Source organism: Geobacillus subterraneus (assembly GCF_001618685.1).
GTDB classification, from domain to species: Bacteria; Bacillota; Bacilli; order Bacillales; family Anoxybacillaceae; genus Geobacillus; species Geobacillus subterraneus.
Genome location: NZ_CP014342.1, coordinates 1,407,719 through 1,433,217, shown reverse-complemented (window position 1 = coordinate 1,433,217; position 25,499 = coordinate 1,407,719). Strand labels below are relative to the sequence as shown.

At 51.2% G+C, this 25,499-nt stretch carries 26 protein-coding genes; 3 read left to right on the top strand and 23 right to left on the bottom strand.

Annotated features, from left to right (window positions below; translation table 11 throughout):
• Positions 1-36: 36 nt before the first annotated feature.
• The 7 genes from GS3922_RS07075 to GS3922_RS07050 all read right to left on the bottom strand — a co-directional run bounded on the left by GS3922_RS07075 (position 37) and on the right by GS3922_RS07050 (position 7,796).
• Positions 37-1,224 (bottom strand): Gfo/Idh/MocA family protein, encoded by a 1,188-nt coding sequence (locus GS3922_RS07075; protein ID WP_063165762.1) that lies wholly within the window; start codon positions 1,222-1,224, stop codon positions 37-39.
• Between the two features lie 17 nt (positions 1,225-1,241).
• Positions 1,242-2,246 carry a Gfo/Idh/MocA family protein gene (locus tag GS3922_RS07070; protein WP_063165761.1) on the bottom strand — a complete coding sequence of 335 codons (1,005 nt, stop codon included), beginning with the start codon at positions 2,244-2,246 and terminating at the stop codon, positions 1,242-1,244.
• A gap of 300 nt (positions 2,247-2,546) precedes the next feature.
• Positions 2,547-3,563 (bottom strand): LacI family DNA-binding transcriptional regulator, encoded by a 1,017-nt coding sequence (locus GS3922_RS07065; protein ID WP_063165760.1) that lies wholly within the window; start codon positions 3,561-3,563, stop codon positions 2,547-2,549.
• A gap of 207 nt (positions 3,564-3,770) precedes the next feature.
• The gene (locus GS3922_RS07060; protein WP_063165759.1) at positions 3,771-4,649 is read right to left on the bottom strand and encodes an IS982 family transposase; all 879 of its coding nucleotides are present in this window, start codon (positions 4,647-4,649) and stop codon (positions 3,771-3,773) included.
• 213 nt (positions 4,650-4,862) lie between these two features.
• Complete coding sequence (locus tag GS3922_RS17830) at positions 4,863-4,967, bottom strand: hypothetical protein (protein WP_236933440.1); 105 nt, start codon at positions 4,965-4,967, stop codon at positions 4,863-4,865.
• A gap of 283 nt (positions 4,968-5,250) precedes the next feature.
• Positions 5,251-6,015 (bottom strand): enoyl-CoA hydratase, encoded by a 765-nt coding sequence (locus tag GS3922_RS07055; protein ID WP_063165758.1) that lies wholly within the window; start codon positions 6,013-6,015, stop codon positions 5,251-5,253.
• Positions 6,016-6,359: 344 nt separating this feature from the next.
• Positions 6,360-7,796, bottom strand: a complete 1,437-nt coding sequence (locus GS3922_RS07050; RefSeq protein ID WP_063165757.1) for an aldehyde dehydrogenase family protein — start codon at positions 7,794-7,796, stop codon at positions 6,360-6,362.
• Positions 7,797-8,222: 426 nt separating this feature from the next.
• Between GS3922_RS07050 and GS3922_RS07045 the strand changes: the two genes are divergently transcribed.
• Positions 8,223-8,873 carry a cyclase family protein gene (locus GS3922_RS07045; protein ID WP_063165756.1) on the top strand — a complete coding sequence of 217 codons (651 nt, stop codon included), beginning with the start codon at positions 8,223-8,225 and terminating at the stop codon, positions 8,871-8,873.
• A gap of 60 nt (positions 8,874-8,933) precedes the next feature.
• On the opposite strand, the gene GS3922_RS07040 is transcribed toward GS3922_RS07045, so the two are convergent.
• Together GS3922_RS07040 and GS3922_RS07035 are read right to left on the bottom strand one after the other, a co-directional pair.
• Positions 8,934-9,491, bottom strand: a complete 558-nt coding sequence (locus tag GS3922_RS07040; protein ID WP_020960046.1) for a sugar O-acetyltransferase — start codon at positions 9,489-9,491, stop codon at positions 8,934-8,936.
• Positions 9,492-9,542: 51 nt separating this feature from the next.
• Positions 9,543-10,922, bottom strand: coding sequence for a D-serine ammonia-lyase (locus GS3922_RS07035; protein ID WP_063165755.1), 1,380 nt, complete (start codon positions 10,920-10,922; stop codon positions 9,543-9,545).
• Between the two features lie 270 nt (positions 10,923-11,192).
• On the opposite strand from GS3922_RS07035, the gene GS3922_RS07030 reads away from it, so the two are divergent.
• Both GS3922_RS07030 and GS3922_RS07025 read left to right on the top strand, forming a co-directional pair.
• Complete coding sequence (locus GS3922_RS07030; RefSeq protein WP_063167343.1) at positions 11,193-12,362, top strand: MFS transporter; 1,170 nt, start codon at positions 11,193-11,195, stop codon at positions 12,360-12,362.
• A 329-nt stretch (positions 12,363-12,691) separates the two neighbouring features.
• The gene (locus tag GS3922_RS07025) at positions 12,692-13,171 is read left to right on the top strand and encodes a GNAT family N-acetyltransferase (protein ID WP_063165754.1); all 480 of its coding nucleotides are present in this window, start codon (positions 12,692-12,694) and stop codon (positions 13,169-13,171) included.
• A 110-nt stretch (positions 13,172-13,281) separates the two neighbouring features.
• On the opposite strand, the gene GS3922_RS07020 is transcribed toward GS3922_RS07025, so the two are convergent.
• The 14 genes from GS3922_RS07020 to GS3922_RS06955 form a co-directional block, all read right to left on the bottom strand.
• Positions 13,282-13,905: an urease accessory protein gene (locus GS3922_RS07020; RefSeq protein WP_015375014.1), complete on the bottom strand. Its 624-nt coding sequence runs from the start codon at positions 13,903-13,905 to the stop codon at positions 13,282-13,284.
• A 20-nt stretch (positions 13,906-13,925) separates the two neighbouring features.
• Entirely contained in the window at positions 13,926-14,741 is an 816-nt protein-coding gene (locus GS3922_RS07015) for an urease accessory protein UreD (protein WP_015375015.1), read from the bottom strand.
• Complete coding sequence (ureG, locus tag GS3922_RS07010) at positions 14,738-15,352, bottom strand: urease accessory protein UreG (RefSeq protein ID WP_033011718.1); 615 nt, start codon at positions 15,350-15,352, stop codon at positions 14,738-14,740. The genes GS3922_RS07015 and ureG overlap by 4 nt, the downstream gene beginning before the upstream one ends.
• Before the next feature lie 49 nt (positions 15,353-15,401).
• A complete protein-coding gene (locus GS3922_RS07005) occupies positions 15,402-16,079 on the bottom strand; it encodes an urease accessory protein UreF (RefSeq protein ID WP_033025553.1) in 678 nt (225 codons plus the stop codon).
• Positions 16,072-16,518: an urease accessory protein UreE gene (gene ureE, locus GS3922_RS07000; RefSeq protein ID WP_050367339.1), complete on the bottom strand. Its 447-nt coding sequence runs from the start codon at positions 16,516-16,518 to the stop codon at positions 16,072-16,074. The genes GS3922_RS07005 and ureE overlap by 8 nt, the downstream gene beginning before the upstream one ends.
• 10 nt (positions 16,519-16,528) lie before the next feature.
• A complete protein-coding gene (ureC, locus tag GS3922_RS06995; protein WP_063165753.1) occupies positions 16,529-18,238 on the bottom strand; it encodes an urease subunit alpha in 1,710 nt (569 codons plus the stop codon).
• Positions 18,235-18,570: an urease subunit beta gene (locus GS3922_RS06990; protein WP_015375019.1), complete on the bottom strand. Its 336-nt coding sequence runs from the start codon at positions 18,568-18,570 to the stop codon at positions 18,235-18,237. The genes ureC and GS3922_RS06990 overlap by 4 nt, the downstream gene beginning before the upstream one ends.
• A 44-nt stretch (positions 18,571-18,614) precedes the next feature.
• On the bottom strand, positions 18,615-18,920 hold the full coding sequence (gene ureA / locus GS3922_RS06985) for an urease subunit gamma (protein ID WP_020755308.1): 306 nt from the start codon (positions 18,918-18,920) through the stop codon (positions 18,615-18,617).
• A gap of 84 nt (positions 18,921-19,004) precedes the next feature.
• The gene (gene urtE / locus GS3922_RS06980; protein ID WP_063165752.1) at positions 19,005-19,706 is read right to left on the bottom strand and encodes an urea ABC transporter ATP-binding subunit UrtE; all 702 of its coding nucleotides are present in this window, start codon (positions 19,704-19,706) and stop codon (positions 19,005-19,007) included.
• Positions 19,685-20,449 carry an urea ABC transporter ATP-binding protein UrtD gene (gene urtD / locus GS3922_RS06975; protein ID WP_063165751.1) on the bottom strand — a complete coding sequence of 255 codons (765 nt, stop codon included), beginning with the start codon at positions 20,447-20,449 and terminating at the stop codon, positions 19,685-19,687. The genes urtE and urtD overlap by 22 nt, the downstream gene beginning before the upstream one ends.
• Positions 20,424-21,482 carry an urea ABC transporter permease subunit UrtC gene (gene urtC, locus GS3922_RS06970; protein WP_063167342.1) on the bottom strand — a complete coding sequence of 353 codons (1,059 nt, stop codon included), beginning with the start codon at positions 21,480-21,482 and terminating at the stop codon, positions 20,424-20,426. The genes urtD and urtC overlap by 26 nt, the downstream gene beginning before the upstream one ends.
• A gap of 11 nt (positions 21,483-21,493) precedes the next feature.
• Positions 21,494-22,387, bottom strand: coding sequence for an urea ABC transporter permease subunit UrtB (gene urtB, locus GS3922_RS06965; protein WP_042380689.1), 894 nt, complete (start codon positions 22,385-22,387; stop codon positions 21,494-21,496).
• Between the two features lie 61 nt (positions 22,388-22,448).
• A complete protein-coding gene (gene urtA / locus GS3922_RS06960; RefSeq protein ID WP_033005789.1) occupies positions 22,449-23,705 on the bottom strand; it encodes an urea ABC transporter substrate-binding protein in 1,257 nt (418 codons plus the stop codon).
• A gap of 289 nt (positions 23,706-23,994) precedes the next feature.
• Positions 23,995-25,392 (bottom strand): methyl-accepting chemotaxis protein, encoded by a 1,398-nt coding sequence (locus tag GS3922_RS06955; RefSeq protein ID WP_021321537.1) that lies wholly within the window; start codon positions 25,390-25,392, stop codon positions 23,995-23,997.
• Between the last annotated feature and the right edge of the window lie 107 nt (positions 25,393-25,499).

Genomic DNA, 25,499 nt, shown 5'->3' with positions numbered 1-25,499 from the left:
GTAATCGCTTTCCTGCTGATCCTACTCTAATCAACACTATTGCATCTGCACGGACGGCAACACTTCAGAAATGCTTACCCATCCCCCAGTTTGCACTGACCGTTCCACCGCCTCAAGCACAGCTTGATTGCGAACACCGTCTTCGAAGTTCGGCGAAGGGTTGTACCCGCCGGCAATGCCATTCATCATTTCCACCAACAAGTTAATAAATGTATGTTCATAGCCAATAATGTGCCCAGCCGGCCAATAAGCCGAGGCATACGGATGCTCCACCTCTGTGCAGTTGATCGTCCGGAATCCTTGCAGTCCGCGCTCATCGTCTTCGAGGTACACTTGAAGGTTATTCATATTTTCCATGTCCCAACGAATCGAGCCGCGTTCCCCATTAATTTCAAAACGGTTGCCTGCCCGATTCCCTCTGCTAAAACGGCTGACTTCAAACACTCCTAAAGCCCCGTTTTCAAAACGCGCCAAGAAGGCGGAGGCATCATCAACATCCACTTCTCCCCATGCCGTGCCTTCAACGCGCCCTTTTAAATGGATATCCATATCCCCAAGCGGCCGTTTTTTGATAAACGTCTCCATCATGCCGACGACTTCGCTGAATTCTCCGACTAAGAAACGGGCTAAATCGATGATATGCGCCCCAAGATCCCCGTGTGTGCCTGATCCGGACACTTCTTTTTTCAGACGCCATATTAATGGGAAGTTCGGATCCATCAGCCAGTCTTGCAAAAACGTAGCACGAATGTGGTAAATTTTCCCCAGTCGCCCTTGTGCGATCAACTGCTTGGCAAACTGAACCGCCGGAGCAAAACGATAATTGTGACAAATCATATGAACTACACCTGCTCGCTTGACAGCTTCCAACATTTCAAGCGATTGTTCCAATGTGAGAGCAAGCGGTTTCTCACAAATGATATGTTTTCCTGCTTTCGCTGCCGCGATTGCAATTTCCGCATGCGTATTGTTTGGAGTAACAATATCGATGACATCGATATCATCCCGTTCAATCAGGCGGCGCCAGTCTGTTTCGTACGATGCCCATCCCATTTTTTGCGCCGCTTCTTTGACCCCTTGCTCGTCCCGGCCCGCAATGGCTTGCAGAACCGGGGTAACATCTGTGTCGAAGTAGAAGGGAAGATCGCGAAACGCATGGCTATGCGCTTTTCCCATAAATTTATAACCAACCATGCCAATCCGGACTCGTTTTTTCTCTTTCATTCTCTCACCCGCCTCTTTTATTTTGACGGCGCTGCGTGGCGAAAGTCGATCATTTTCCCCGTTTTAGCGCTTTCATAAATCGCCTCTAGCAATTGAATCGAGCGGAATCCATCTTCAGCTGTCACCGGAGGCTTTGTTCCATGGATAATGGCATCAATAAACAGACGATCCTCTTCCTTATATCCCCATTTTTCTTCAATGGATAATTGATAGAAATCATGAATGTGCGCCGCCTGCTGCAACCCTGGGGCATACATGACTTTTTCGAGTTCTTGGGTTGCGACCGTGCTATACTTCCCATAAACTTCCAAACTCTCAAACGGAAAGCTCCATCCGGCATGGGCATACGTCACAAAATTGACGATCGTCCCCGAGACAAATGTCATCATAATCGCGAATGTATCTAATTCCTCTGTCGAAATGTTTTGTTTTGCTTCGCAGTAAACCGTTTGTACTTCACCAAATAAATAACGGCATAGATCCATCAAATGGAAAGGAGTTTCATACAAGAAGCCTCCCGTCACCTTCGGGTTTGCCGTCCAAGGAGGATTTAACAGTTCGCCGCGGTTCATTTTTACATGAGCCAAATAGGGGGTTACCTCTCCGGAATCAATCAATTCCTTGACTCTTTTGTACACTGACGCATATCGACGGTTCATTCCCAAGTTGTAAATCGCCTTTGATCGTTCAGCCGCTTGCCTGATCTGCTCTGCCCCCTCCAAAGAAGTCGCCATCGGTTTTTCTGAGAACACATGCACATTGTTTTCCAGACATTTTAGTACCGGCTCAACATGCATCGTGTTTGGCGTCGTCACGTAAACAGCATCTACACCAAGATCAAATAATTCCTCGAGGCTTTTGACCGCTTTTGCTTCCCCGGCTTCCTTCGCTAACGCGTCGGCTCTTTCTTCCACAATATCCGCTACCCCAATAATTTGAACCCGCTCATCTTTCTTTAGGATCGACGTATGTACCTTGGCAATCCCTCCGGCTCCCAAAATTCCTACTTTCACCCGAGTCATGATTTTCTCCTCCTCATTTCCGTTGTAGAACAAGGAAGCGCTTTCTAATGCATCGAAAACAATGGTTATCTGTCCGTGAATAAATAGTGCAATCTAATCCCCATCATTTTTTGAGCAAGCGCTTTCCTTTTGTTTTTTATTTTACCCTCAACCTATCATTTTATCAAGTGTTTTTTTCTAAATTTATAGAATTTTTATTAAAAAAACAAAAGAACAGCTATTTACAGCTGTTCTTCTCCTTAAATTCAACGTTCTCTCCGGTAACATCTATTATTTCATAAAAACAATCTGCTCACATCCTTACGATTTCACTTTAGCGATATGACAGGCCGATTTCCTTACCACTAGATGAGGCGGCAAAATGATCCGCTGTTTCGTATGATTGGTCTCTTCAATTTGGGCAATTAGCAGGTCAACCGCTTGCCTTCCCATTTCTTCAATAGGTTGGGCGACTGTCGTCAACGGCGGGTCGATAATGGCCGATAAAATCGTATTATCAAATCCAACCACCGACAGATCATCGGGAATGCGGAGTCCCAACTCTTTGGCCGCCTGATAAATGCCAACGGCAAGAGAATCAAAACAGGCGAAAACCGCTGTCGGCCTTGGGGTCAGCTGCAACAGCTCCATCGCCGCCCTTTTTCCATCAGCCATCGAATAGTCCGTATATACAATCCAAGATTCTTCGCATTTCAAGCCGTTCTCTTGAAGCACCTGCTGATAGGCCTGTAGCCTGTATTTATCGCTTGTGCGACTTAAATTCCCAAGCATGATCGCGATCTGTTGATGTCCTAGGGAAACAAGATGCGAGACAGCCTGATATCCCCCTAAAAAATCATCAACTCTCACCACGTTAATGGCCAGCTCCGGGATGTCTTGGGCAATAAAAACCAAAGGGAAATTCTCTTCCAACAGCTCTTTGATCATTGTATAATTGTTCGTTGTGGTTCCGATAATGATGCCATCCACGCTTTTTTGGCGCAATAAAGAAAGATACATTTCTTCCGTCTCCGGGTTGTTGTCCGTATTGCACATCAGAACGTTAAATCCCTGTTCTCTCCCCCGATCTTCCACTTTCCTAGCGATTTCAGAAAAAAATGGGTTTGCTACGTCAGGGATGACAAGGCCAATCGTTCTTGTCCGCTTCCCAGTCAACGCCGAGGCGACCATGCTCGGTTGATAATGCAGCTCTTCCATTACCCGAAGGACTCTTTTTCTCGTTCTTTCACTAATGCGCCCGGTATTGTTGAGTACTCTTGACACCGTTGAAATGGATACACCAGCTTTTTTGGCAACGTCGTAAATGGTTACTTTCATCGCTCATCATTCTCTCCATCTGTTGTAGTCAAGCTCGTTAGGTAAAGCGCTTGCCCTTCTTAATGTTATTTTAATGGTTTTTCCACTTTCTTTCAATACAATATAGAAAAAGATCCCCTTTATATCCGGCCAGAAGGAAGATTTCTAACCAGCAAGGGGATTTTTCTTAAACAACAATATACAAATACCCGTGGTGCTAGTTGAGCTTTAGCGCTCAACTAGCCCAAGTGTAACCAGGGAATAAGCTAACAATATACCGTCTAGTGCCACTTCAAATCCGATAATCGAATTGGCTCGGATCCCCGTGATGCGATAGTGGTCAACCAGAACCGAGAACACCGTCTCGATCACTTTGCGTTTTTGTTGGATCCACTGCTCCCATGTCTCAGACGCACGATGTTTCTGGTTTTTTCGAGACGGAGTCCAAAGCGCCATTTGGTATTCTTCGTACAGCCTTTTTTGCAAGTCACGGCTAATGAATCCTTTGTCCCCAAAGTTATACGGGTGGGGAATTTGGGTCATCACGCTTTCGGCTGCGATTCGATCGTGGCAAGATGCTTCCGTCACCACATACCCCATTGGCAGCCCTTGATCGGTCACTTGAAGGTGCAGCTTCAACCCGTAGTACCATTGCTTTTTGGAAGCGCAATACCCGATGTCGGCGATCTCTTGAAACCGTTTGACGCGATGCATTCTTGCCGTATGGCACAATGGGAGCGGCAAGCTGTCCACGACGGCATAGGCATGATGTTGGCCACGTTTTGCCAGCTCATGGCGGATCCATTTGATAGCGAAGCCAAGCGCCCGGCAGCGGCGGTTATACCGGGAACGTTCGAGAAACGAGCCGTTTGTGAACAAATTTCCCGTGACAAAACGATGCCACGCCCATTCAGAAGTAAAACCGAGCAGCTTTCCTAAAAGATGAATGGCGATGATGACAGCGTCCTCTTGCTTGACCAAATGGCGATTTCGACGATGAAGATGCACCTGAATGCATGAAAGTTGAGCAGAAACAAAAACGAAAATGGCGGCATATTGCTTTTGAATCTTGGCCCGATCTGTAGTAAAATGAAAGTGCTCTTGCATAGGGATCCTCCTTTTTAATGGTTGGTTGCACTTTCATTTTAAGGGGATCCTCATGCAAGGGCTATTTTTATGCTTGTTTGAGTTTATCTAGCACCACGGGTTATACTATATAAGTTGCAATAAAGATTTTCCGATTGTTCGATTCTGTTTTCCTTCATAACAAGTCATTTTGATAGAATGCAGCGGGCGCTCTACTGGATGTAAAACAAAGTTTCAACTTATATATTTGAGACCTATGAGAAACGTCTTGATTTCATATGGATGTATATCAAATTCCAATTTCTCACTTATCGTTCCTTCCCCTACCTCCCTTTCCATAAGATCACACTCTTGCCAAGCGAAGATGGGCAAATCGCTTGTTATATACACTTTGTTGGCTCTTCACCAAAAGTTGTACTTGATTTTTTCTGAACATACCCTATTTACGCTTGTGAGGGAAAATCAACAAATCAGTGATTTTTGCACATCTTTGGGCAGGAAACCGTATTGCTTGTCAAGTACATGTTGTGGTGAAGAGCCAGTTTTTTCCGTTTAAAACTAAAAGCAACTCCTGCCAAGTACGCTTGAGCGTAATTGGGCAGGAGTTGATCATTGCATTTTCCTACCTCCCCCGAAACACCGGCTTCCGTTTTTCTAAAAAGGCGCGGACGCCTTCGCGGTGGTCTTCGGTTTGCCGCATGCGCTGTTGGGCGTCGGTTTCAAGTTCGAGCACGCGAAGCAACTCCTCTTTTGTTTGTTCGACATACAGCAATTTCGTGGCGATCATGGCTTGGAGCGGTTTTTCCTGCAAGGAAGCGATGAATGGTTCGGCCTGCTCCTCGTTTTCGACAACGAAGTCAACGAGCCCAAGCTGCTGCGCTTCGTCCGCGCTCATCGGTTTTCCTTCCCAGATGATGTGTTTCGCTTTCGCCTTGCCGACCCGCTGCGCCAGGAAGAAATGCCCGCCGCCATCAGGGATGAGGCCGATGCCGATGAAATTCATCGCCAGGCGCGCTTCTTTTGTCGCGATCAGGTAATCGCTTGCCAAGGCGAAGCTGAATCCAAGGCCTGCCGCAGGGCCATGGATGAGGGAAACGGTGATTTTCGGCATCGTATACAAGAGTATGATCATCTCCCGAATCGTATTCATCACCGTCTGAAACTGGTTTGGATCATCGACAGCGAGCATCGTCTTAATGTCGCCCCCAGCCGAAAATCCTCTTCCTTTGCCGCGAATGACGACAACGGAAGCGTCGCTTTCCTTGATTTTCCGCAGCGCGTCGACGAGCTCATGCAACATTTGTACATCCATCGCATTGAGCGCCTGCGGGCGATTGAGTTCCAGTATTGCTTTGTTTTGGTCAAATGTCAAAACAACTGTTTCCATCGTTCTCCCCCTCTGAATCATCATTCATTTATTCATTTCCCGATCGGAGGGCAAAATTCCTTTTTTGTGCATGAAAAACTGGGTGCCCGCAGTCAAGGCACCCTCCCTTTCATTGCATTTTACCGTGTATGTTTGCCTGCTTTCTTTACAGCCGTCCTTTCTCCTCGCCTAAAGCAGCAAGCAGCCGCTCGATCCGTTCGAGCCGGCACCCCATACTCCCGATGGAGAAGGCGATCCATATTAACTGCCACAAACAGCACAAACGGCAGAAGCCACGCAAACAAAGGAAACAACCCATCTCCAATCGGACCCCTCATTTACCCTAACTTTTTCCATCTATAATTTTAGTTTTCGTTAAAAATAATCAACTTCAACTCCGTCATTTCTTCAATCGCATAACGAATGCCTTCACGGCCGAACCCGCTTTCTTTCACGCCGCCGTACGGCATATGGTCGACGCGGAACGTCGGGATGTCGTTAATGAGCACGCCACCGACGTGCAATTGTTTCGCCGCTTTCCATGCCGTATGGACGTTGTCCGTGTACACGCCCGCCTGCAAGCCATAGCGCGAGTCGTTCACGAGCTCGATCGCCTCGTCGATTGAGCGGACGCGGTTGATCAACACAATCGGGGCGAACACTTCTTGGCACGACACTTTCATCGTCGGTTCGGCGTCGACAATGACGGTCGGAAGCAGGATGTTGCCGTCGCGTTCGCCGCCAAGAACAACGTTGGCGCCGCCTTGTTTCGCCTCTTCGATCCAAGAGAGCGCCCGATCGACGTCATTTGGCGTAATTAAGGCCGACACATCGGTATTCGGATCGAGCGGGTCACCCGTCTTCAATTGTTTGGCCGCCGTGACAAATTTCTCAACGAATTCGTCATAACAATTCTCATGCACGTAAATGCGCTGGAGTGAAATGCACACCTGCCCTTGGAACGTGAACGCACCGAACACGCAGCGCGGGATGATGCGGTCAAGATCGACCTGTTCATCGACGATCACGGCCGAGTTCGAGCCGAGCTCGAGCGTCACCCGCTTTAAGCCCGCCTTATTGCGGATCGCGATGCCGACTTCCGGGCTGCCGGTGAAGGTGATCATGCTGATGCGCGGGTCGGTGACGATTTTGTCGCCGACCGTGCGGCCGCTTCCCGTGACGACGTTGAGCGCCCCTTTCGGCAAACCGGCTTTTTCGAACAGTTCGGCAATAAAGTAGGCGGACAGCGGCGTTTGGCTGGCTGGCTTCAACACAACGGTGTTGCCCGAGGCGATGGCCGGGCCAAGTTTATGGGCCACCAAGTTCATCGGGAAGTTAAACGGCGTAATCGCTCCAATGACGCCGATCGGCTCGCGGACCGTCAAGGCGATGCGATGTTCCCCGCCCGGCGCGGCGTCAAGCGGCAGCGTTTCCCCGTGAATGCGCTTCGCTTCTTCGGCGGCGAATTTGTACGTTTGAATCGTGCGGGCGACTTCCCCTTTCGCCGTGATGATCGGTTTGGCTGCTTCCAGTGCGATCAACCTTGCCGCTTCTTCCTGCCGCGCTTTCAGCTGCTCGACAACCCGCTCTAAAATGGCGGCCCGCTCATGAGCAGGCATAGCGGCCATCGTTTGCCGCGCGGCGTACGCCGCCGCGATCGCTTCGTCAACTTCTTCTTCCGATGCAGCCGGGATCTCGGCGATCGTCTCGCGTGAATACGGTGATTTCAGTTCAGTGTAAGACTTCCCTTCCCGCCATTCGCCGTTGATGTATAGCTTCTGTTTCTGCACCGCGATTGACATCTTTTCACCCTTCCCTTCTTTTAAGCACGCGGCCGAAATTTTCCCCTTCAGTATATGTCCCGCATGCCCTGTTTATTTGTTTCATTCGCCATCGCGCGTGAAAATCCTTCCACTTGTCCTTTGTTTACGAAAGCCGTCCGTTGCCATGCAGCGCCATCATTCGCCTCTCTCGTTACGGGTGACGTTCCCCTCCCCTCTCTATGATAACACTCCGTCGCTCGGTTTGCCGCCAAACTGCTTGCCCCTGTTCGCGGAAAGACAAGCAACATAGCCCTTGGTCACCGGCCGCCCAACGTTCGGCGCAACATTTCCTCAGCTAACCGTTCAGCCCCGCAAGGCATGATGATGGCTTTCTAATTCCTCCTTCTCCTATGTTTTTGTTGTATGATAAAAGCAGCCAAAAATAGTGTAGAAGGAGATTTGGAAATGAACATCAAAACACTCATCGACCTCACCATGCCGATCACGGCCCAAACTCCGGTGTACCCGGGGGATCCGAAGCCTAAAATCGAACCGGCAGCGACGTTCGCCCAAGACGGCTATCACGTCAGCCGCTTGGTGCTTGGGTCGCACAGCGGCACGCATGTGGATGCGCCGTTTCACTTTTGCGAACACGGTTGGCGGCTCGATGACGTGCCGCTCACGTATTTTCTTGGCCGCGGCGTCGTGATCAATGCCACCGGAAAAGCGGAAGGCGAAGCGGTGACGATGGCCGATGCCGCTCCGTATATCCCGAAGCTGTCGCCGGGAACCATTGTGTTGTTTCATACCGGCTGGTCGCAATACGCCGGAACAAAGCGGTATTTTTCCCATCCGTACGTTGCGCCGGAGGTGATTGAAGCGATGCTGGAGCGAGGCGTGCGGACGTTTTTCATCGACGCGCTCAACATCGACCCGCCGGACGGCTCGTCGTTCCGCGCCCACGAACTTATTCTTGGCGCCAACGGGGTGATCGGAGAAAATTTCGTGAACTTCGAGCGAATCGATTTTGATGATCCGTATATTATTGCCCTCCCCCTTTCCTTGCCTGGCTGCGACGGTTCGCCTGTTCGGGCGGTGGCGGTGCAGTGGGCGTAACAAAGAAGGATGATGCAACCAAACGCCCCGCACATGCTTTGCGCGGGGCGCGGCCTTGGGCTATTTGAGCCATTTGATCACTTTCGCCGGGTTTCCGCCAACGACCGCGTTGGCGGGGACATCTTTTGTCACGACCGCCCCTGAGGCAATGACAGCGTTGTCGCCGATCGTGACGCCCGGATTGATGACGGCCCGCCCGCCGATCCAGACGTTATGGCCGATCACAACCGGCTTTCCGTACTCCAACCCGGAATTTCGTTCGTGCGGATCGAGCGGGTGAGTCGCCGTATAAATGTGCACACCGGGACCGATGAAGCAATGGTCGCCGATTCGCACTTCACATACATCCAAAATCACGCCATCAAAGTTCATAAAAAAGTTTTCGCCGACGTGAATGTTATAGCCGTAGTCGCAGCGGAAGTTCGGCTCGATAAACAGCCGTTCTCCCGTTGAACCGAACAGTTCTTTGAGCAGAGCGGTTCGCTTTTCATATTCCGTTTCCAACGTTTCATTATACAAACGAACGAGCCGCCGCGCCCGCTCCCGCTCCTTGACGAGCTCCGGATCAGCAGGATTGTACAAGTGTCCCGCCACCATCTTTTCTTTTTCGGTTTTCATCGAACCCCTCCAACATTTCATGCATTCGTTTCAAAACTCCATGGAATGATCTTATCGTCCTTCAGAAAAACCGTTCCCTGTCATCGTTTCGATGCGCACGCCTTCCCGATAATAGGCCTCCATCACATCCTTTGGCACCATGCTTCCGCCTGTCGCCCAGCCAATATGGACGGCGTTTTTCATCTTTTCTTTCAAACCGTTTGCCTCTACGTACGTTTGCCCCGCCAAATCACGAAACAGCCGAACAGGCCCCGCCACCCCCGCCAAGGCGGACGGCTCTAAATAGATTTCCTCCGTTTCCACCATCGCCGCGAGCAAGCGGTAAAGCGTCGCATCGTCCACCGTATAGACGCCGCTGATGACGTTCTCAAGCATGTTCCCCACCAGCCGCGACGGCCGCCCCACCGCCAGCCCGTCCGCTTCGGTCTTATTGTCGAGGCCAAAATCTTGCACCGACACGCGGTCGTGCTCTCCTGTCATCAACCCAAGCAGCATGCAAGGCGAATGCGTCGGCTCAGCGAAAAAGCAATGCACATGATCGCCGTACACGAGCTTCAGCCCAAACGTCACCCCGCCCGGACCGCCGCCGACGCCGCAAGGAAGATACACAAAGAGCGGGTGTTTTTCATCAACCGTGATGTTCATGTCCTCTAATTGCTTTTTCAGCCGAAACGCCGCCACCGCATAGCCTAAAAACAGATGGATCGAGTTTTCATCATCGATAAAATACGACGTTGGATCCTCGGCGGACTGTCTTCGCGCCTCTTCCACCACTTTGTTGTAATCGGTGAGATGTTCGATGACGGTGACCCCTTTGCTTCGCAACAAGTCTTTTTTCCATTGTTTCGCATCGGCTGACATATGAACGGTGACGCGGAATCCAAGCTTTGCCCCGATGATGCCGATGCTCAAGCCCAAGTTCCCTGTCGAACCGACGACAAGGGAATATTGGGAAAAAAACTGTCTGAATTCCTCGCTATCCATCACCGCATAGTCGTCCCCCATGGTGATCATATGGTTTACGAGCGCGAGGTCTTCCGCATGTTTCAGAACCTCGTAAATTCCCCCTCTCGCCTTGATCGATCCGGAGATGGGAAGATGGCTGTCACATTTCAGCAGCAGCTCCCCTTCAATGTTGGTCTGAAACATCTTTTCCAAACGCTGTTTCATGTTCGGAATCCGGACTAAAGGGGATTCGATGATGCCATGGGCCGGCCGCGTCTCGGGAAAAACTTTCGCGATGTAGGGGGCAAAGCGGCGTAATCGCTCTTCGGCCTCCTTGACATCGCGTTCACGTAAAGGAATCGTTCGAATAGCTTGCGCAAACGCGTGATATTTTGGATTGCGCCAAAACACCTCTTCGGCCGCCATGATCGTTTCAAGCAGCGGGAATTCCTTTACCCACTTTTGGATTTCGTTTTTGGTCATCATGCACCATTCTCTCCCATGCGTGTTTGTCGTTTCGCACCCTTGGCGGATGCCGGTCCAAAGTCCGCTTCATTGTTTGTCGAACCGTTTACCTCCAGTCTCGCGAAAACCGCTTCCATTGTCAATGGGGAGGAAGGAAAATGGTTTGTGGGCGACATTCAGGAGTGATCCCCAGCCTCGTCGGAACGGCCAAGCAAGGTGCGATCTGCTTTGAAAAACGCCTGTCTTTCCATTATGATGAAAGAGGCAAACCATATCGTGGAGATGATGATCATGGGCAATCGCCGTGATTTATCGCTTTTGTTTCTTGTGATGTTTTTGGTCATGGCCGGGTTTGGCATCATCATTCCCGTCCTTCCGTTTTACGCTGAAACAATCGGCGCTTCCCCGACACAACTCGGCTGGTTGATGGCCGTTTATTCGCTCATGCAATTTTTATTTGCGCCGATGTGGGGGAAACTATCGGACCAATATGGACGAAAGCCGATGTTGCTCATCGGTATTTCTGGCTTAGCACTTTCGTTTTTCTTGCTCGCCGCCGCCACAACACTTTGGATGTTGTTTGCCGCTCGCATCATCGGCGGATGTCTATCGGCGGCCACGATGCCGGCCGCTATGGCGTACGTCGCAGATGTGACAACGGAAGAAGGCCGGGGCAAAGGAATGGGGATGATCGGAGCGGCCGTTGGGCTTGGATTCATTTTCGGACCGGGGATCGGCGGCGTGTTCTCGAAAACGAGCTTAACCGCTCCGTTTTGGATGGCAGGCTGCTTGGCGCTCTTGACCGCTCTATTCGTTTTCGTTTTCTTGCATGAGTCGCTTCCGAGAGAAAAACGAATGAATATACGAACAAAGCGGCCATCGCTTGCGGCCGCCCTCCAAGGGCCTGTAGCGCGCCTATACCTACTGCAGCTGATCACAACGTTTTCCCTCGCCGGACTTGAGGCGACGTTCGCCTATTTTGCCGCTGAACGAGCGGGACTTTCGTCGACGGAACTTGGCTACATCTTTATGATCATGGGGCTTGCAGGAGCCGTCGTTCAAGGGGGGCTTCTTGGAAAACTGATCCGCTCATTCGGGGAAGGCGCTGTCATTCGTGTCGGGCTGTTCTTGTCAGCAGTTGGCTTTTTTCTCATTTTATTCGTTCACAGCTTTTGGACAGCCGCGCTCTATTTAACGATTTTCGGCATTGGAAACGGCATCATCCGCCCATGCGTCTCCGCGTTGTTGACGAAATATACGGCGGACGGCCAAGGAAGCGCAACAGGCGTCTTATCATCGTTCGATTCGCTCGGCCGCATCGGCGGTCCGGCGATCGCCGGCTGGTTGTTCACCTTAAAGTCCAGTTTGCCATATATGTCAGGGATTGTGCTAACATTCATTTCCTTCGCTGTTTTTCAATCGTTTCAACGAGCCATGATGCAAAAAGACTCGGCCCTTTGACACAAGAGGAGGACGGATGTGGACATCCCCTGTTACAGATCAGCGAGCGAGAAAGCCCACTCCTTGAGGGGTGGGATGAAAGCGAGCCCCGTCTAACCTAGCGCACTGGTCACAGGTGCGCCGCCCATTGGGGTACATCCTAACCCGATGGGACGGGGTGATGACACACCCCTGAATTTGGGCGTTATCCGAACTAGAAATGGATGAGGACGCGAACGACCCAAGAATCCCACGCCTTTAGGCGTGCGGAGTGTCAAACTCACGCACGGAAGTGAACGGCTTATGCATTGGGGTGAAAATCATCATCTGCACAAAGGGGAAGGATCGCCTTGAACATCGTTCCAACCAAACAGTTGGACCGCGCCATCGTCAACCAATTTTTCAACGACCATTGGGGAAGCCCGCAAATGGTTGTCTCGACCGGCATCTATACCTGCAGCGAGCTGGATGGATTTGCGGCTGTTGAGAATGGATCTCGGATCGTCGGACTCATTACGTTTGTGATTCGTGGAAACGAATGCGAGATCATCTCGCTAGACAGCATAATGGAAAACCGCGGCATCGGCAGCGCCCTTTTGCATGAGGCAGAGGCATGGGCGAGACAACAAAGGTGCACGGCTGTTCAACTGATCACTACCAACGACAACTTGCATGCCCTTCGTTTCTATCAAAAGCGCGGCTATCAAATTGTGAACGTCTTTCCCAACGCTGTCGACAAGGCGCGACAAATCAAGCCAAACATTCCGAAAACAAGTCCTGACGGCATTCCTATTCGAGATGAGTTGTTGCTTGTAAAACCACTGGCGTGACACGAAGTGGCGATGACGCCGCATCGAAAAAGAAGCACCGGCCTTCTCCCAAGACCGGTGCTTCTTTGTTTTGAACAACCCTCCACCTATGACGCCAGCCGCGAGGAGCGTCAAATTTCGGCGGCGATATGATACATGTAATAGACCCCATAGGCGATGCTGATGAGGGAGACGGTTTTCACGATCCATTGATTCATGACTTGCTGTTTCGCTTTCATCCAAACAAACGGAATCCCGAGAAACGTCGTGAACAGCATCATGCCGATGACCGTTCCTAGGCCAAAAATCAAAATAAAAGCAAGCGCCATCCAAGTTCCTTTGACCGTCGTCATCGTCAACAACACCATTCCGGCGCTGCCGGCTAAACCGTGGACGATGCCAATCAATGTCGATTTCACATGTAAATGATGAATATCGCCCTGGTGATGATGATCCAGCCTCATTGTCGAACGGAAACTAGCAATTCCTAGAATAACGATCATGATGCCGACGCCCATTTCGAGATAAGAAGCAATCTGTTCAGGAATTTGCCGCTCAAAGGCGATCATCGCCATCCCAACAACGAGCAGCGTCAACGTATGGCCAATTCCCCAAAACATGCCGGCCAGCGATGAAAGGGACAGTTTTTTCGTCCGGCTGGCAATGGTCGAAACGGCAATGACATGATCCGGTTCCGTCGCATGTTTCATTCCAAGCAGCAATCCAAACAAGAGCACAGGCCATATCGTTCCCATTGTCTTCTTCCTTTCCCTTGTCAATATTTCCTCCAACAGACTGGCGCTTTCTCACCGCATTGTTGGCGAATGAACTGTTGGACGCGTTGGAATATCGCTTCGATGGCCGATGTTTCATACGCCAATATACGTACAGAAAAGCCTGGAACGGCTGCCGCTGAAAAACCGCAGCGAACCTCTTTCGGCATCTCTTCCATGAATTGGTTGAACTGTTCTAACACTTCCTTTGTGATGAACGGAGAAAGAGCCACGAATGATCCGACATGCGTGTAGCCGCCGAGCTGCAGCATGCTCGTTAAGTGCTGCCGCGAGTCCAAGTACAGATGATCAAACAGAACGAGCGCCTCGTCTTGATACACCTTCAGTTTCGAGCGAATCCAATCATAGCGGAACAGCTCGCCGCTTTCCGACCATCCAGGCGTGATGATTTCGCCATAAACAAACGTGGAGCTTGGCGTGATGTACACCGTCGTTTCTTGATAAAAGCGCGCATGCTCATAGGCGATCGTCGGGTCGGGGAAATATTCAAGTACGCTTTGCTCCCCAAGTGACAATCGTGTATACTGCCTTACAGGCGTTGAAGGAGTTTTGTAGATTTTCGCCGCCGACTGGGTCGTCACCATCAACCGGGCGCTGGGCTCGAGGAAGATTTCCATATCATATGAATCCCCATCGACATACCCGCCGCCCACGTGGACAAGATATAACGTCGGATGAGCCGGGTCGAGGTAAACAGGACGCATCAGTTTCAGCGCCCCTTCACTATAGTTGTCCAAAATGACGGTGCGGCCGTTTTTCACGACCGCTGTACATCGCAAACGCCCCGTCCAGCTCATTCTTCCAGCCCTGCCAGCAGCACCTGTTTTTCGATCCAATCCACAACGTCAAAAAGACCAATCTCTTCTTTTAAATTTGTAAAAATGACCGGCTTCGCCCCTCGCGCTGCTTTGGCGTCCCGTTCCATCACTTCCAGACTGGCGCCGACGTAAGGGGCAAGATCGATTTTGTTGATCACGAGCAAATCCGACTTCATCATCCCTTGTCCGCCTTTGCGCGGAATTTTCTCCCCTTGGGCGACGTCGATGACATAAATGGAGAAATCGACCAACTCCGGGCTGAAGGTCGCCGCCAAGTTATCGCCGCCGCTCTCGATCAAAATGAGTTCCACATCTGGATGGCGCCGTTTCAGTTCATCAATGGCCGCAAAATTCATTGATGCGTCTTCGCGAATGGCCGTATGCGGGCACCCGCCCGTTTCGACGCCGATAATCCGATCTTCCGGCAAGACGCTATGTTTGATTAAAAATTGGGCATCTTCTTTTGTATAAATATCATTCGTAATGACCGCGATGCTAAAGCGGCGATGCATCGCCCGCGTCAGCTTCTCGACAAGCATCGTTTTGCCGGCGCCGACCGGGCCGCCGATGCCGATTCGTACCGGTTCCATTCTGGATTCTCCCTTCTCTGTCCTTCTTTCGTTCCACGTCAAACAAGATTTACGACATAAACAATCGAACAGGAAGACGTTCATGCTGCATTTGCGCGATTTCCAAGCCGACGGCTGCCGCCCCGAGCTCCTCTTCATCGAGTGTCTCGATGATGCTCGCGGCATGAATCAAATATGGCTGCGCCATGACGAGCAGCTTTTGCCCATCCGTCTGGCCGAGGGGAATGCCGCGGACCGCGTTTTGCACCATCGTTTGTACGGAAGCAAACAAATACGTCAGCACCGTCGTTTGTTTGGCTGCTCCGATTTTGCGGCCAACCGCCGCAAACACAATGGCCGGATGAATGGACCGCGTCGTTTGCACGATCTCATCCAATTCATCGACTCCGTAAATGTCGCGGCACAGTTTCCATAAGCGCCCCCCAATCATTCTCGTTCCTTCTCGCGTTTCCTTCGCCAAGCAGAGAGCAAACAGCGTGTCGTTCAGCCGCCGCAGTCCTTCCATACGGTCGACTTCCAACTGCTCATAGGCGATCCGGCACGCCAATCCATCCGTATACGTCAGCTGGGTCTGAATATAAGCGACAAGCACATCGCCAAACGTTTTGGCATCGCAAATTTGTTCATTGTACATGTATGTTTCAAACCCAAAGGAATGGGAAAATGCTCCAGACGGAAAATTCGAATCGGAGAGCTGCAGCAGCCACAACAACTGTTGGTCAGTCATGGCGATGCCCGATATGGCGGAACGCTTGTTTTACTTTCCGTTTTTCCCTCTTGTACGGGATGCCGAGTTGCTGGAGCAGCTCTTCGACTAAATAGTCGTATTGGACGAGCATTTCCCCTTCCTCGAATTGGGCGGGCAAGTGGCGGTTGCCGAGCTGATGAGCGATCTCCCCCATTTGTTTCATGGAAACCGGCTGGATGACAAGCAAATCATCGGGAAGAACGGATACGACAATGGCATTATGCTCATCCATCCATAACACATCTCCGTCTACCAATTCTTTCGCTTCTTTCAAGCGAATGCCAATTTCCCTCCCGTGGTCGGTCACCACCCGCTGAATTCGTTTTACTAAATCATCGCTTGGCATGTACACCCGTTCGATGTGCGGGGGGAGAGAAGAAAGAGTTCGAATGTTGCCGATAACCGTTTCTACAATCATCATCATCACCTCAAAATAGAAAATATCGTTGCGCCATGGCCACAACTTCAGCCGGTTCGCACGTGATGAGCCGTCCATCGACCTTCACTTCATACGTTTGCGGATCGACATCGATTTGAGGCATGGCGTTGTTGAACACCATATCGTGTTTCGTTAACGAACGAATGTTTCCAACCGGTTTGACGATTTTGTGCAATCGCAGTTTGTCAGGGACGCCGCGTTCGAACGCCGCTTTGGACAAAAACGTAATGGACGTTTTCGCGACGGCGGCGCCATAGCTGGCGAACATCGGGCGGTACAGAGCGGGCTGCGGCGTCGGAATGCTGGCGTTCGGGTCGCCCATCACGCTGTAGGCGATCATCCCGCCTTTGATGACGAGCTCAGGCTTGATCCCGAAAAAAGCGGGATGCCAAACGACCAAATCTGCGAATTTTCCGACTTCGACTGACCCGACATACTCCGCGACGCCATGAGTGATAGCCGGGTTGATCGTATATTTGGCTACGTACCGTTTGACGCGGACATTATCGCCTCGCCCCGTTTCCTCCGGCAAGCGGCCAAACTGTTTTTTCATTTTGTCGGCCGTTTGCCACGTGCGCAAAATGACTTCCCCGACGCGCCCCATCGCTTGCGAGTCGGAACTGATCATGCTGAAGGCGCCGATGTCGTGCAAAATGTCTTCTGCCGCGATCGTTTCTTTGCGGATGCGCGAATCAGCAAAGGCAATGTCTTCTGGAACGGACGGATCTAAATGATGACACACCATTAACATATCTAAATGCTCATCGAGCGTGTTTTTCGTATACGGCCGCGTCGGGTTCGTGGAAGAAGGCAAAATGTTCGGGAAGCTGGCGACTTTCATAATATCGGGCGCATGTCCGCCTCCCGCCCCTTCCGTATGGTATGTATGGATGACACGTCCGTTAATGGCCTTCAGTGTATGCTCGACAAACCCGCCTTCATTCAACGTATCGGTATGAATGGCGACTTGCACATCGTACTCATCAGCCACTTGCAAGCACGCATCAATCGCTGCCGCCGTCGTTCCCCAGTCTTCATGAAGCTTAAGTCCCACCGCGCCCGCGCGCACTTGCTCCGCGATCGGCTCTTTTGCCGACGCGTTGCCTTTTCCTAAAAACCCAAGATTCATCGGGAACGCTTCGGCGGCTTCAAGCATCCGGTAAATGTTCCACTCTCCCGGCGTGCACGTCGTGGCATTCGTTCCAGTCGCCGGTCCGGTCCCGCCACCAATCATCGTCGTAATGCCGGATGACAGGGCGGTTTCGATTTGCTGCGGGCAAATGAAATGGATATGGGCATCCACTCCTCCAGCGGTCACGATTTTCCCTTCGGCCGCGATCACTTCCGTTGAGGCGCCGATGACAATATTGACGCCGTCCATTAACAGCGGATTCCCCGCCTTGCCGATGGCAGCGATGTTTCCATCTTTGATCCCGATATCGGCTTTGTAAATGCCGGTGTAATCAACGATGACGGCGTTCGTCAACACTAAATCGACCGCTTCGTCGCGGACAGCGAGCGGATGCTGCCCCATCCCGTCGCGAATCACCTTCCCGCCGCCGAATTTCACTTCATCGCCGTAAACGGTATAGTCATGCTCAATTTCAATCCATAAGTCTGTGTCCGCCAACCGGATGCAGTCCCCGGTCGTCGGTCCAAACATATCCGCGTATTGCCGTCTTGACATGGAAAAACTCATTCTCTTGCTCCCTCCTTCCCGTTGTCATCAAGCGGACCGTTGACCATATTGTTTAATCCGTACACCCGGCGCTTGCCGGAGAACGGGACAAGCTCCACTTGCTTCGCATCCCCGGGTTCAAAACGGACCGCTGTCCCGGCTGGGATGTTCAAATGTTTTCCGTATGCGGCCTGTCGGTCAAATTCGAGAAACGAATTGACTTCAAAAAAGTGAAAATGGGAACCGACCTGCACCGGGCGGTCGCCGCGGTTTATGACCGTCAGCTTCGTAACCGGCTTTTGCCGGTTGCACACAATCGGTTCGTCGCGCAATCGGTATTCTCCTGGGATCATAAGATCACTCCTTTATCCACCTTCATCGGAATCGGCCGGCGCTATTACGACCGGATCGGCTGGTGGACCGTGACGAGTTTCGTGCCGTCCGGAAACGTCGCCTCGACTTGAATCTCGTCGATCATGTCAGCGACGCCTTCCATCACATCATCGCGCGTCAAAATCGTTGCGCCGTATTGCATCAACTCCGCCACCGTCCGCCCGTCGCGGGCTCCTTCCATCAGTTCATACGTAATGAGCGCCACCGCTTCCGGATAATTTAGCTTCAAGCCCCGCTCTTTCCGGCGGCGCGCCAAATCAGCGGCAACGACGATCAGCAGCTTTTCCTGTTCACGCGGAGTCAGTTTCACTCATCTCTTCCCCCCTCTTGAATGCTCCCGCCTATACTCGCAGGTTCAAAAAATCTCTCATTCGCTAACACCGCTGTCTGCTGCTTAAACAGCAAGAAACGATTGAATATAAGTCAAATCAGCCCCATCGACATCCCCTTTCGCCACGACAGCGCCGCGATCCAAAATATAGAAACGATCGGCACAAGAAAACGCCAGCTCCACGTTATGTTCGACCAATATGATGCCAACCTGCTTTTCTTCGGCGATTTTCATAATCGCATCATGAATCAACGCAACGATCGAGGGCTGAATGCCTTCCATCGGTTCATCAAGCAAGAGCAGTTTCGGCCGGCCGGCCAACGCGCGGGCAATGGCCAGCTGTTGCTGCTGTCCGCCGCTTAAATCTCCTCCTTTTCGCTGGCGCATCTCTTTTAAAATCGGGAACAGCGCGTACATTTCATCAAGGGTCGGCTGGGGACGGACTTTTTCGGCCTGCGCTTCCAGCCCGAGAAGAATATTTTCCTCCACCGTCAACGCCGAAAAAATTTCCCTCCCTTGCGGCACATAGCCGATCCCCGCTCGCGCCCGCCGCTCCGGCGGCCAGCGCGTGATATCTTCCCCCTCCCATTCGATGACGCCTGACATCGGGCGAATCAACCCGATGATCGTCTTCATCAACGTCGTTTTTCCAACCCCGTTTCTGCCCAACACCGCCGTCACCCGACCAAGAGGAACATCCATGTCAACATGATCGAGCACCACACTTCCGTCATAGCCAGCCGTTACATCCCGGAGGCGCAGCACGCGTTTTTCCCCCTTCCAAGGTACACATCGATCACTTGTTCGTTTTGCTGCACTTCATCCATCGATCCTTCGCACAATACTTTTCCTTCATGCATGACTGTCACTTGTTTGGAATAGCGGCGGACAAAGTCCATATCATGCTCGACAATAATGACCGCACAATGTTCGGCCATTTCATGGAGCCATTCCCCCGTGCGCTCCCGCTCCGCCGCACTCATGCCGGCGATCGGCTCATCCAATAGGAGGAGCTGCGGACGCTGAATGAGCTGCATGCCGATTTCCAACCACTGCTTTTGGCCATGAGACAGTGAGCCCGCTAAGCGATGACGTTCATCGAGCAATCCAATTTTCTCTAGCTGTGCTGCCATCATTTCTTTCTCTTCTCCAGTCAACTTCGCCCGCAAAACGGAACGCAGACGCCGATCTTGTCGCATGGCTAACTCCATATTTTCCCACACCGTCAAAAACGGAAAAATGGAAGGGCTTTGAAACTTCCGGGCGATGCCTATTTGCACGATCTCATATTCCGGCCGTTGCGTGATGTCATGGAAAAAAAACAGCACCCGCCCGTCCGTCACTCTCGTCCGCCCGCAAATGACATCGAGCAGCGTCGTTTTTCCCGCTCCGTTCGGACCGATCAAAAATCGCACTTCATGGGGGTAAACCGCGAGATCAACACCTTGCAAAGCACGAAATCCATCGAAGTCAACGACGACGTCACGACACATCAACACGGGCTTCACGTTCATGCCCCCTTTTTGCTTTGATGCGAACGGCAGCGAGCGATTCATAAATACCCGCCAATCCTTTCGGAACAAACAACACAACAACGACAAACAAGGCGCCTAACAAAAGCAGCCATAGATCCGGATAATTTTCGCTTAAAAAGCTTTTCGCCGTGTTCATGACAATCGCACCAATGATCGCGCCCATGAGCGATTGGCGTCCGCCGACAGCGGCCCATAACACCATTTCGATCGAAGGAATAATCCCCATCATCTCCGGGGAAATGAGCCCGACTTGCAGGACAAACAACGCCCCAGCCACCCCGGCAAAGGCTGCTGACAAACTATACACAAACACTTTATAGACGGTCGGATTGAATCCTAAAAAACGAACCCGGTTTTCCGCGTCGCGAATCGCGATGAGCACCTTCCCCAACCGTCCGGACGTCAAGCGGCGCGCCGCGACGAAAATGAGAGCGAGACAGGCCGTTGTCAGCCAATACAAAACGATTTGGGTGAGCGGCGATGACAGCGAAAAACCAAACACGGTCGAAAAATTGGTCAAGCCGTTCGTTCCGCCTGTCCATTCTTGCTTGCCGATAAACAACGTAACAAACACGACAACAACCGCCTGGGAAAGGAGAGAAAAATAGACGCCTTGAATCCGATTTTTAAACGTTAAATAGCTTAATAGCGCAGCGAGCAACGTAGGAAGAGCGATCGCGGCGGCGATGGCCACCATCGGATGCGCAAACGGCTTCCAAAACCACGGCAGTTCGCGCACGCCGCTCCACTCCATAAAATCAGGCAAATGCCCTCGCGAAGCTTCGAGCTTCAAATACATCGCCATGCAATAAGCACCCAATCCAAAATACACCCCATGGCCGAGGCTCAAAATGCCGGTATATCCCCAAATGAGGGAGATGCCGACCGCCACGATGGCAAAGCAAAGAAATTTGCCAAGCAAAGACAGGCGAAACTCCGTTAAATAAAATGGCGCCAAAAACAAAGCAACGAAAAACAGCCAGTATCCCCAACGTTTGTTCACGATGCTTCCTCCCCTCAATCGAGCGACCGCGTCCTCAAGCTAAGAAGACCGGACGGTTTCCATTGCAAGAACGCAATAATGAGAACGAACACAATGACTTTGGCGATGGTGGCGCTTGTGGAATATTCGACAAAGGTGGAGATTAAGCCGAGGCCAAACGCTCCTAGCAGCGTCCCAGCCAGTTTTCCCACTCCTCCTAAAATGACGACCATAAATGCATCGACAATATAGTACGTGCCGATCGTCGGCCCAATCGGCCCAAGCAAGGTCAACGCACATCCCGCCACCCCCGCCAATCCTGAACCGATGGCAAACGAGTAAGCATCGACCTTTTGCGTGGCAATGCCGAGACAGGCCGCCATCGGCCGGTTCATGGTGACAGCCTGAATGCGTCGGCCAGCTCGTGTTTTCGTTAAATACATATAAAGAAAGAACACGATCGCCAATACAAGACAGAGAATAAACAACCGTTTATACGGAAACACCGCCCCAAACAAGCGGATTCCGCCATCCAGCCAGCTTGGCGGCACAACCGCCACGTTGGGCGCCCCAAAGATGAGGCGGGCCGTCTGTTGCAAAATCAAACTGATCCCCCATGTCGCCAACAAACTGTCCAGCGGGCGGTGGTACAAATGGCGGATCAAGCTTTTTTCCAACCCCCACCCAAGCAAGGCAGCGATGAGAAACGACGACGGAATGGCAATGACAAAGTACATCCCCGCTGATTGCGGCGCATGATGGGCAAAGATTTGTTGAATGACGTAGGTTGTGTACGCGCCGACCATCATCAGTTCACCGTGCGCCATATTGATGACGCCCATCAATCCAAAGGTGATCGCCAACCCAATGGCGATCAAAAGCAAAATCGAACCGACGCTCAGCCCGTTGAATAATTGGTCAATAAACATCGCCGTCCCCCTCTCATGTCCGCTGGGCAAGAAGGAAGGACATGCCTTCCTCCCCATGCAACTATTCACTTAATCCTTTCGCCCATGGGTAGCTCTTTAAATACGGATCCGGCTTCACCGGCTGACCGGAATTCCATAACTCTTTGAATTGTCCGTCCGCTTGGATTTCACCAATGCGCACCGTTTTCCATAAATGCTGCGTTTCCCCGTCAATTTTCACCGTTCCTTCCGGCGCCTTGTATTCAAGGCCGGCCGCCGCTTTTTTCACTTGATCCACATCAAAGGAGCCGGCTTTTTTCACTGCTTCGGCCCATAAATGAACGGCTGTATACGCCGCTTCAATCGGATCATCGGTCACGCGGTCTTGCCCGTACTTTTCTTTATACTTTTGTACAAACGCCTTATTTTCCGGTGTATCGGTCGTCTGAAAATAGTTCCACACAGCCAAGTGACCGGCCAACACATCCGGCCCGATCCCGCGTATTTCTTCTTCTGCGATGCTGACGGACATCACCGTCACGTCTTTCGGTGTGATGCCAGCGTCTTTCAACTGTTTGAAAAAGGCGACATTGCTATCGCCGTTGAGCGTATTGAAGACGACAGCCGGTTTCACTTGTTTGATTTTGCTGATAATGGTGCTATAATCGGTATGGCCGAGCGGCGTATATTCTTCCCCGACCACTTGCCCACCTTCGGCCTTCAACTGGGCCTTGATGATTTTGTTCGCTGTCCGCGGAAAGACGTAATCCGATCCAAGCAAGAAAAACGTCTTGCCGCGGTTTTTCAAGAGCCAGCTGACCGCTGGAACGATTTGTTGATTCGTCGTCGCCCCAGTGTAAAAGATGTTCGGAGACGACTCCATCCCTTCATATTGCACCGGATACCAAAGCAGCCCGTTGTTTTGCTCCACAACCGGAAGCATCGCCTTGCGGCTCGCCGATGTCCAACCGCCGAAAATGGCGGCCACTTGATCTTTTTGCAGCAATTTTTTCGCCTTTTCGGCAAATGTCGGCCAGTCGGACGCTCCATCTTCCACAACCGGTTCAATCTTCTTGCCGAGCAGCCCGCCCGATGCATTGATTTCCTCAATGGCCATTAACTCGGCATCGCGCAACGATACTTCACTGATGGCCATCGTTCCGCTTAACGAGTGAAGGATTCCTACTTTGACCACATCCCCTTCTTTGCCAGCCGAAGATGAATCATTTTGATTCTCGTTTTTGGCTTGATCCACTGCTGATGACGCCGCACATCCCCCAAGAGCAAAAACACTGACGCATAAAAGCAGCCATAATTTCCACATGAATGCTGGTTTCATTCGCACACCCTTCCCCCTATTCATTTGAAACATCGATGAATTCCTGCCCCTCGTTCATCTAAAAGAGCGCATCCCTCCCTTGTTCCTCAAAAGCGATGCATGTTCTCCACGTTGAGGATTTGTTCTTGATTAGCAGTATAAGGCCCACGTTTCACGGACTCAACATATTTGTCATATTTTATTACATATTTTTGTTATATTTATTATCAATCATCTTCCGACCAATCAGCCAGGTCGAAAAACAAAACATGCCCCAAAAAGGCACACATGCACCTTTTTGGGGCAGCGTTCATTTCACAAGCGACAAATCCACTCCAATGACCCCGACAATTTGACCGTTATGATCCCTAATGGGAGCGGACACCGTGACGCAAAGATGTTTCGTCAATGCCGATACATACGGATCGGAAACATACACTGTTCCTCTACAAGCTTCCTGAAACCACGACCGGACTTTGGCGTTGACCAAGCCCGCCGGCGGATTCGAATAGACAAACGCCCCATCAAGACGATTCGACCAGACAGCCTCAATCTCTCCATTCTCAGATAAAAATCGATCCAGCACGCGTTGATGCATGGCCTCATCCATTTGTTCCAACGGAGCTGACTGAAGCAAAGCCGATAGTTTCTGAATCGTGTTTTTCACGACCGCATCATCGACAGAAATCGTTTCTCTCATCCAATCACGTCCGACCGTTTGTTGCAGCTCCTCCGCTGTCTTTTGCAGCGCTTCATTAATGCGCAAAATCTGTTCGACGCTTTCATGCTGTTCGTTCATATCCGCCGTCACTCGCTCGACAAACCGTTGATTTTCCCGGCTCAATTGCACGATTTCTTCTAGGAGAACGGCGATTTCTTTCACGCTGTCCGACTGCCCAGACGCTGACCGGACAGAAGAGGAGACGAGGTCCGTCATATCATTCAGCTGTCGCTGCAGCAAATGAAGGAACGACATAATCGCTTCCATTTCTTTCTCTTCAACATCGATTTGCTTTGTTTCTTCGCGAACGATATCGGTTGTCGCTGCGATTTCGCGTTGAATAAGGGACAAAATATCCTGTGTTTGCTGGACAGCTTCCGACGTTTGATTCGCCAACATGCCGATTTCCCGCGCGACGACCGCAAACCCGCGCCCATGTTCTCCCGCACGAGCCGCCTCAATATTGGCATTGAGCGACAAAATTTTCGTTTTCTGCGAAATCTCGCCGATCGCTGATATAATTTCATTGATGCGTCGCGAATGATGAACGAGATGGTCCATTTGTTCCAATAACGTTTCATGGTGGGAGCGCAGTGTTCGAATTTCTTTTTGCAACGTCTCCAATGAATTCCATGAATGCAGCCAATGTTCGGAAAACTGCTGGCTGCTCGCATACATATCACGCGAAGATGCAGCGATTTCCCTAGCCGCCTCCTCGATTGTTCGCATTTTGTTCGCCACTTTTTCCGTATACTCCACCGTTTTCTCGCTATGGTCCATCAGCTCTGCCGCACTATTCCGGCTTGAATCGGAAATGTCATTCAGCGAAAGTGCCGCCATCTTCATCTGTTCCATCGCTGCTTTGAGCTGATCAACCGCCACAACAATTTGCCTTGCAATTTGTTGCGGTCCTCCCTGCGTTTCCTCACGTCGAGGCTGATCCAGTTCGCGCTTTATTTTTCGTTCCGCACGTCTCGCAAAAATCAACAGGCGTCACTCCTTATGTCATTTTTTATTACATAATTATAATATAAAATATAACAAAAGAACATATAAAAATAAGACGCCCGTTCTTCTAAAAACGAGCGTCTTGC

Excerpts from the sequence above, each read along its gene's own strand:
- GS3922_RS07030 (WP_063167343.1), top strand. The coding sequence starts at position 11,193 with ATGGGCAATCGCCGTGATTTATCGCTTTTGTTTCTTGTGATGTTTTTG.
- ureE (WP_050367339.1), bottom strand. The coding sequence starts at position 16,518 with ATGATTGTAGAAACGGTTATCGGCAACATTCGAACTCTTTCTTCTCTC.
- GS3922_RS07070 (WP_063165761.1), bottom strand. The coding sequence starts at position 2,246 with ATGACTCGGGTGAAAGTAGGAATTTTGGGAGCCGGAGGGATTGCCAAG.
- GS3922_RS07040 (WP_020960046.1), bottom strand. The coding sequence starts at position 9,491 with ATGAAAACCGAAAAAGAAAAGATGGTGGCGGGACACTTGTACAATCCT.
- GS3922_RS07020 (WP_015375014.1), bottom strand. The coding sequence starts at position 13,905 with ATGGGAACGATATGGCCTGTGCTCTTGTTTGGATTGCTGCTTGGAATG.
- GS3922_RS07050 (WP_063165757.1), bottom strand. The coding sequence starts at position 7,796 with ATGTCAATCGCGGTGCAGAAACAGAAGCTATACATCAACGGCGAATGG.
- ureG (WP_033011718.1), bottom strand. The coding sequence starts at position 15,352 with ATGGAACCGGTACGAATCGGCATCGGCGGCCCGGTCGGCGCCGGCAAA.
- urtB (WP_042380689.1), bottom strand. The coding sequence starts at position 22,387 with ATGTTTATTGACCAATTATTCAACGGGCTGAGCGTCGGTTCGATTTTG.
- GS3922_RS07065 (WP_063165760.1), bottom strand. The coding sequence starts at position 3,563 with ATGAAAGTAACCATTTACGACGTTGCCAAAAAAGCTGGTGTATCCATT.
- GS3922_RS07005 (WP_033025553.1), bottom strand. The coding sequence starts at position 16,079 with ATGACTGACCAACAGTTGTTGTGGCTGCTGCAGCTCTCCGATTCGAAT.
- ureC (WP_063165753.1), bottom strand. The coding sequence starts at position 18,238 with ATGAGTTTTTCCATGTCAAGACGGCAATACGCGGATATGTTTGGACCG.
- GS3922_RS07045 (WP_063165756.1), top strand. The coding sequence starts at position 8,223 with ATGAACATCAAAACACTCATCGACCTCACCATGCCGATCACGGCCCAA.
- GS3922_RS07035 (WP_063165755.1), bottom strand. The coding sequence starts at position 10,922 with ATGATGACCAAAAACGAAATCCAAAAGTGGGTAAAGGAATTCCCGCTG.
- urtA (WP_033005789.1), bottom strand. The coding sequence starts at position 23,705 with ATGAAACCAGCATTCATGTGGAAATTATGGCTGCTTTTATGCGTCAGT.
- GS3922_RS17830 (WP_236933440.1), bottom strand. The coding sequence starts at position 4,967 with ATGGAAAGGGAGGTAGGGGAAGGAACGATAAGTGAGAAATTGGAATTT.
- GS3922_RS07015 (WP_015375015.1), bottom strand. The coding sequence starts at position 14,741 with ATGAGCTGGACGGGGCGTTTGCGATGTACAGCGGTCGTGAAAAACGGC.
- GS3922_RS06990 (WP_015375019.1), bottom strand. The coding sequence starts at position 18,570 with ATGATCCCAGGAGAATACCGATTGCGCGACGAACCGATTGTGTGCAAC.
- GS3922_RS07060 (WP_063165759.1), bottom strand. The coding sequence starts at position 4,649 with ATGCAAGAGCACTTTCATTTTACTACAGATCGGGCCAAGATTCAAAAG.
- GS3922_RS07055 (WP_063165758.1), bottom strand. The coding sequence starts at position 6,015 with ATGGAAACAGTTGTTTTGACATTTGACCAAAACAAAGCAATACTGGAA.
- GS3922_RS07075 (WP_063165762.1), bottom strand. The coding sequence starts at position 1,224 with ATGAAAGAGAAAAAACGAGTCCGGATTGGCATGGTTGGTTATAAATTT.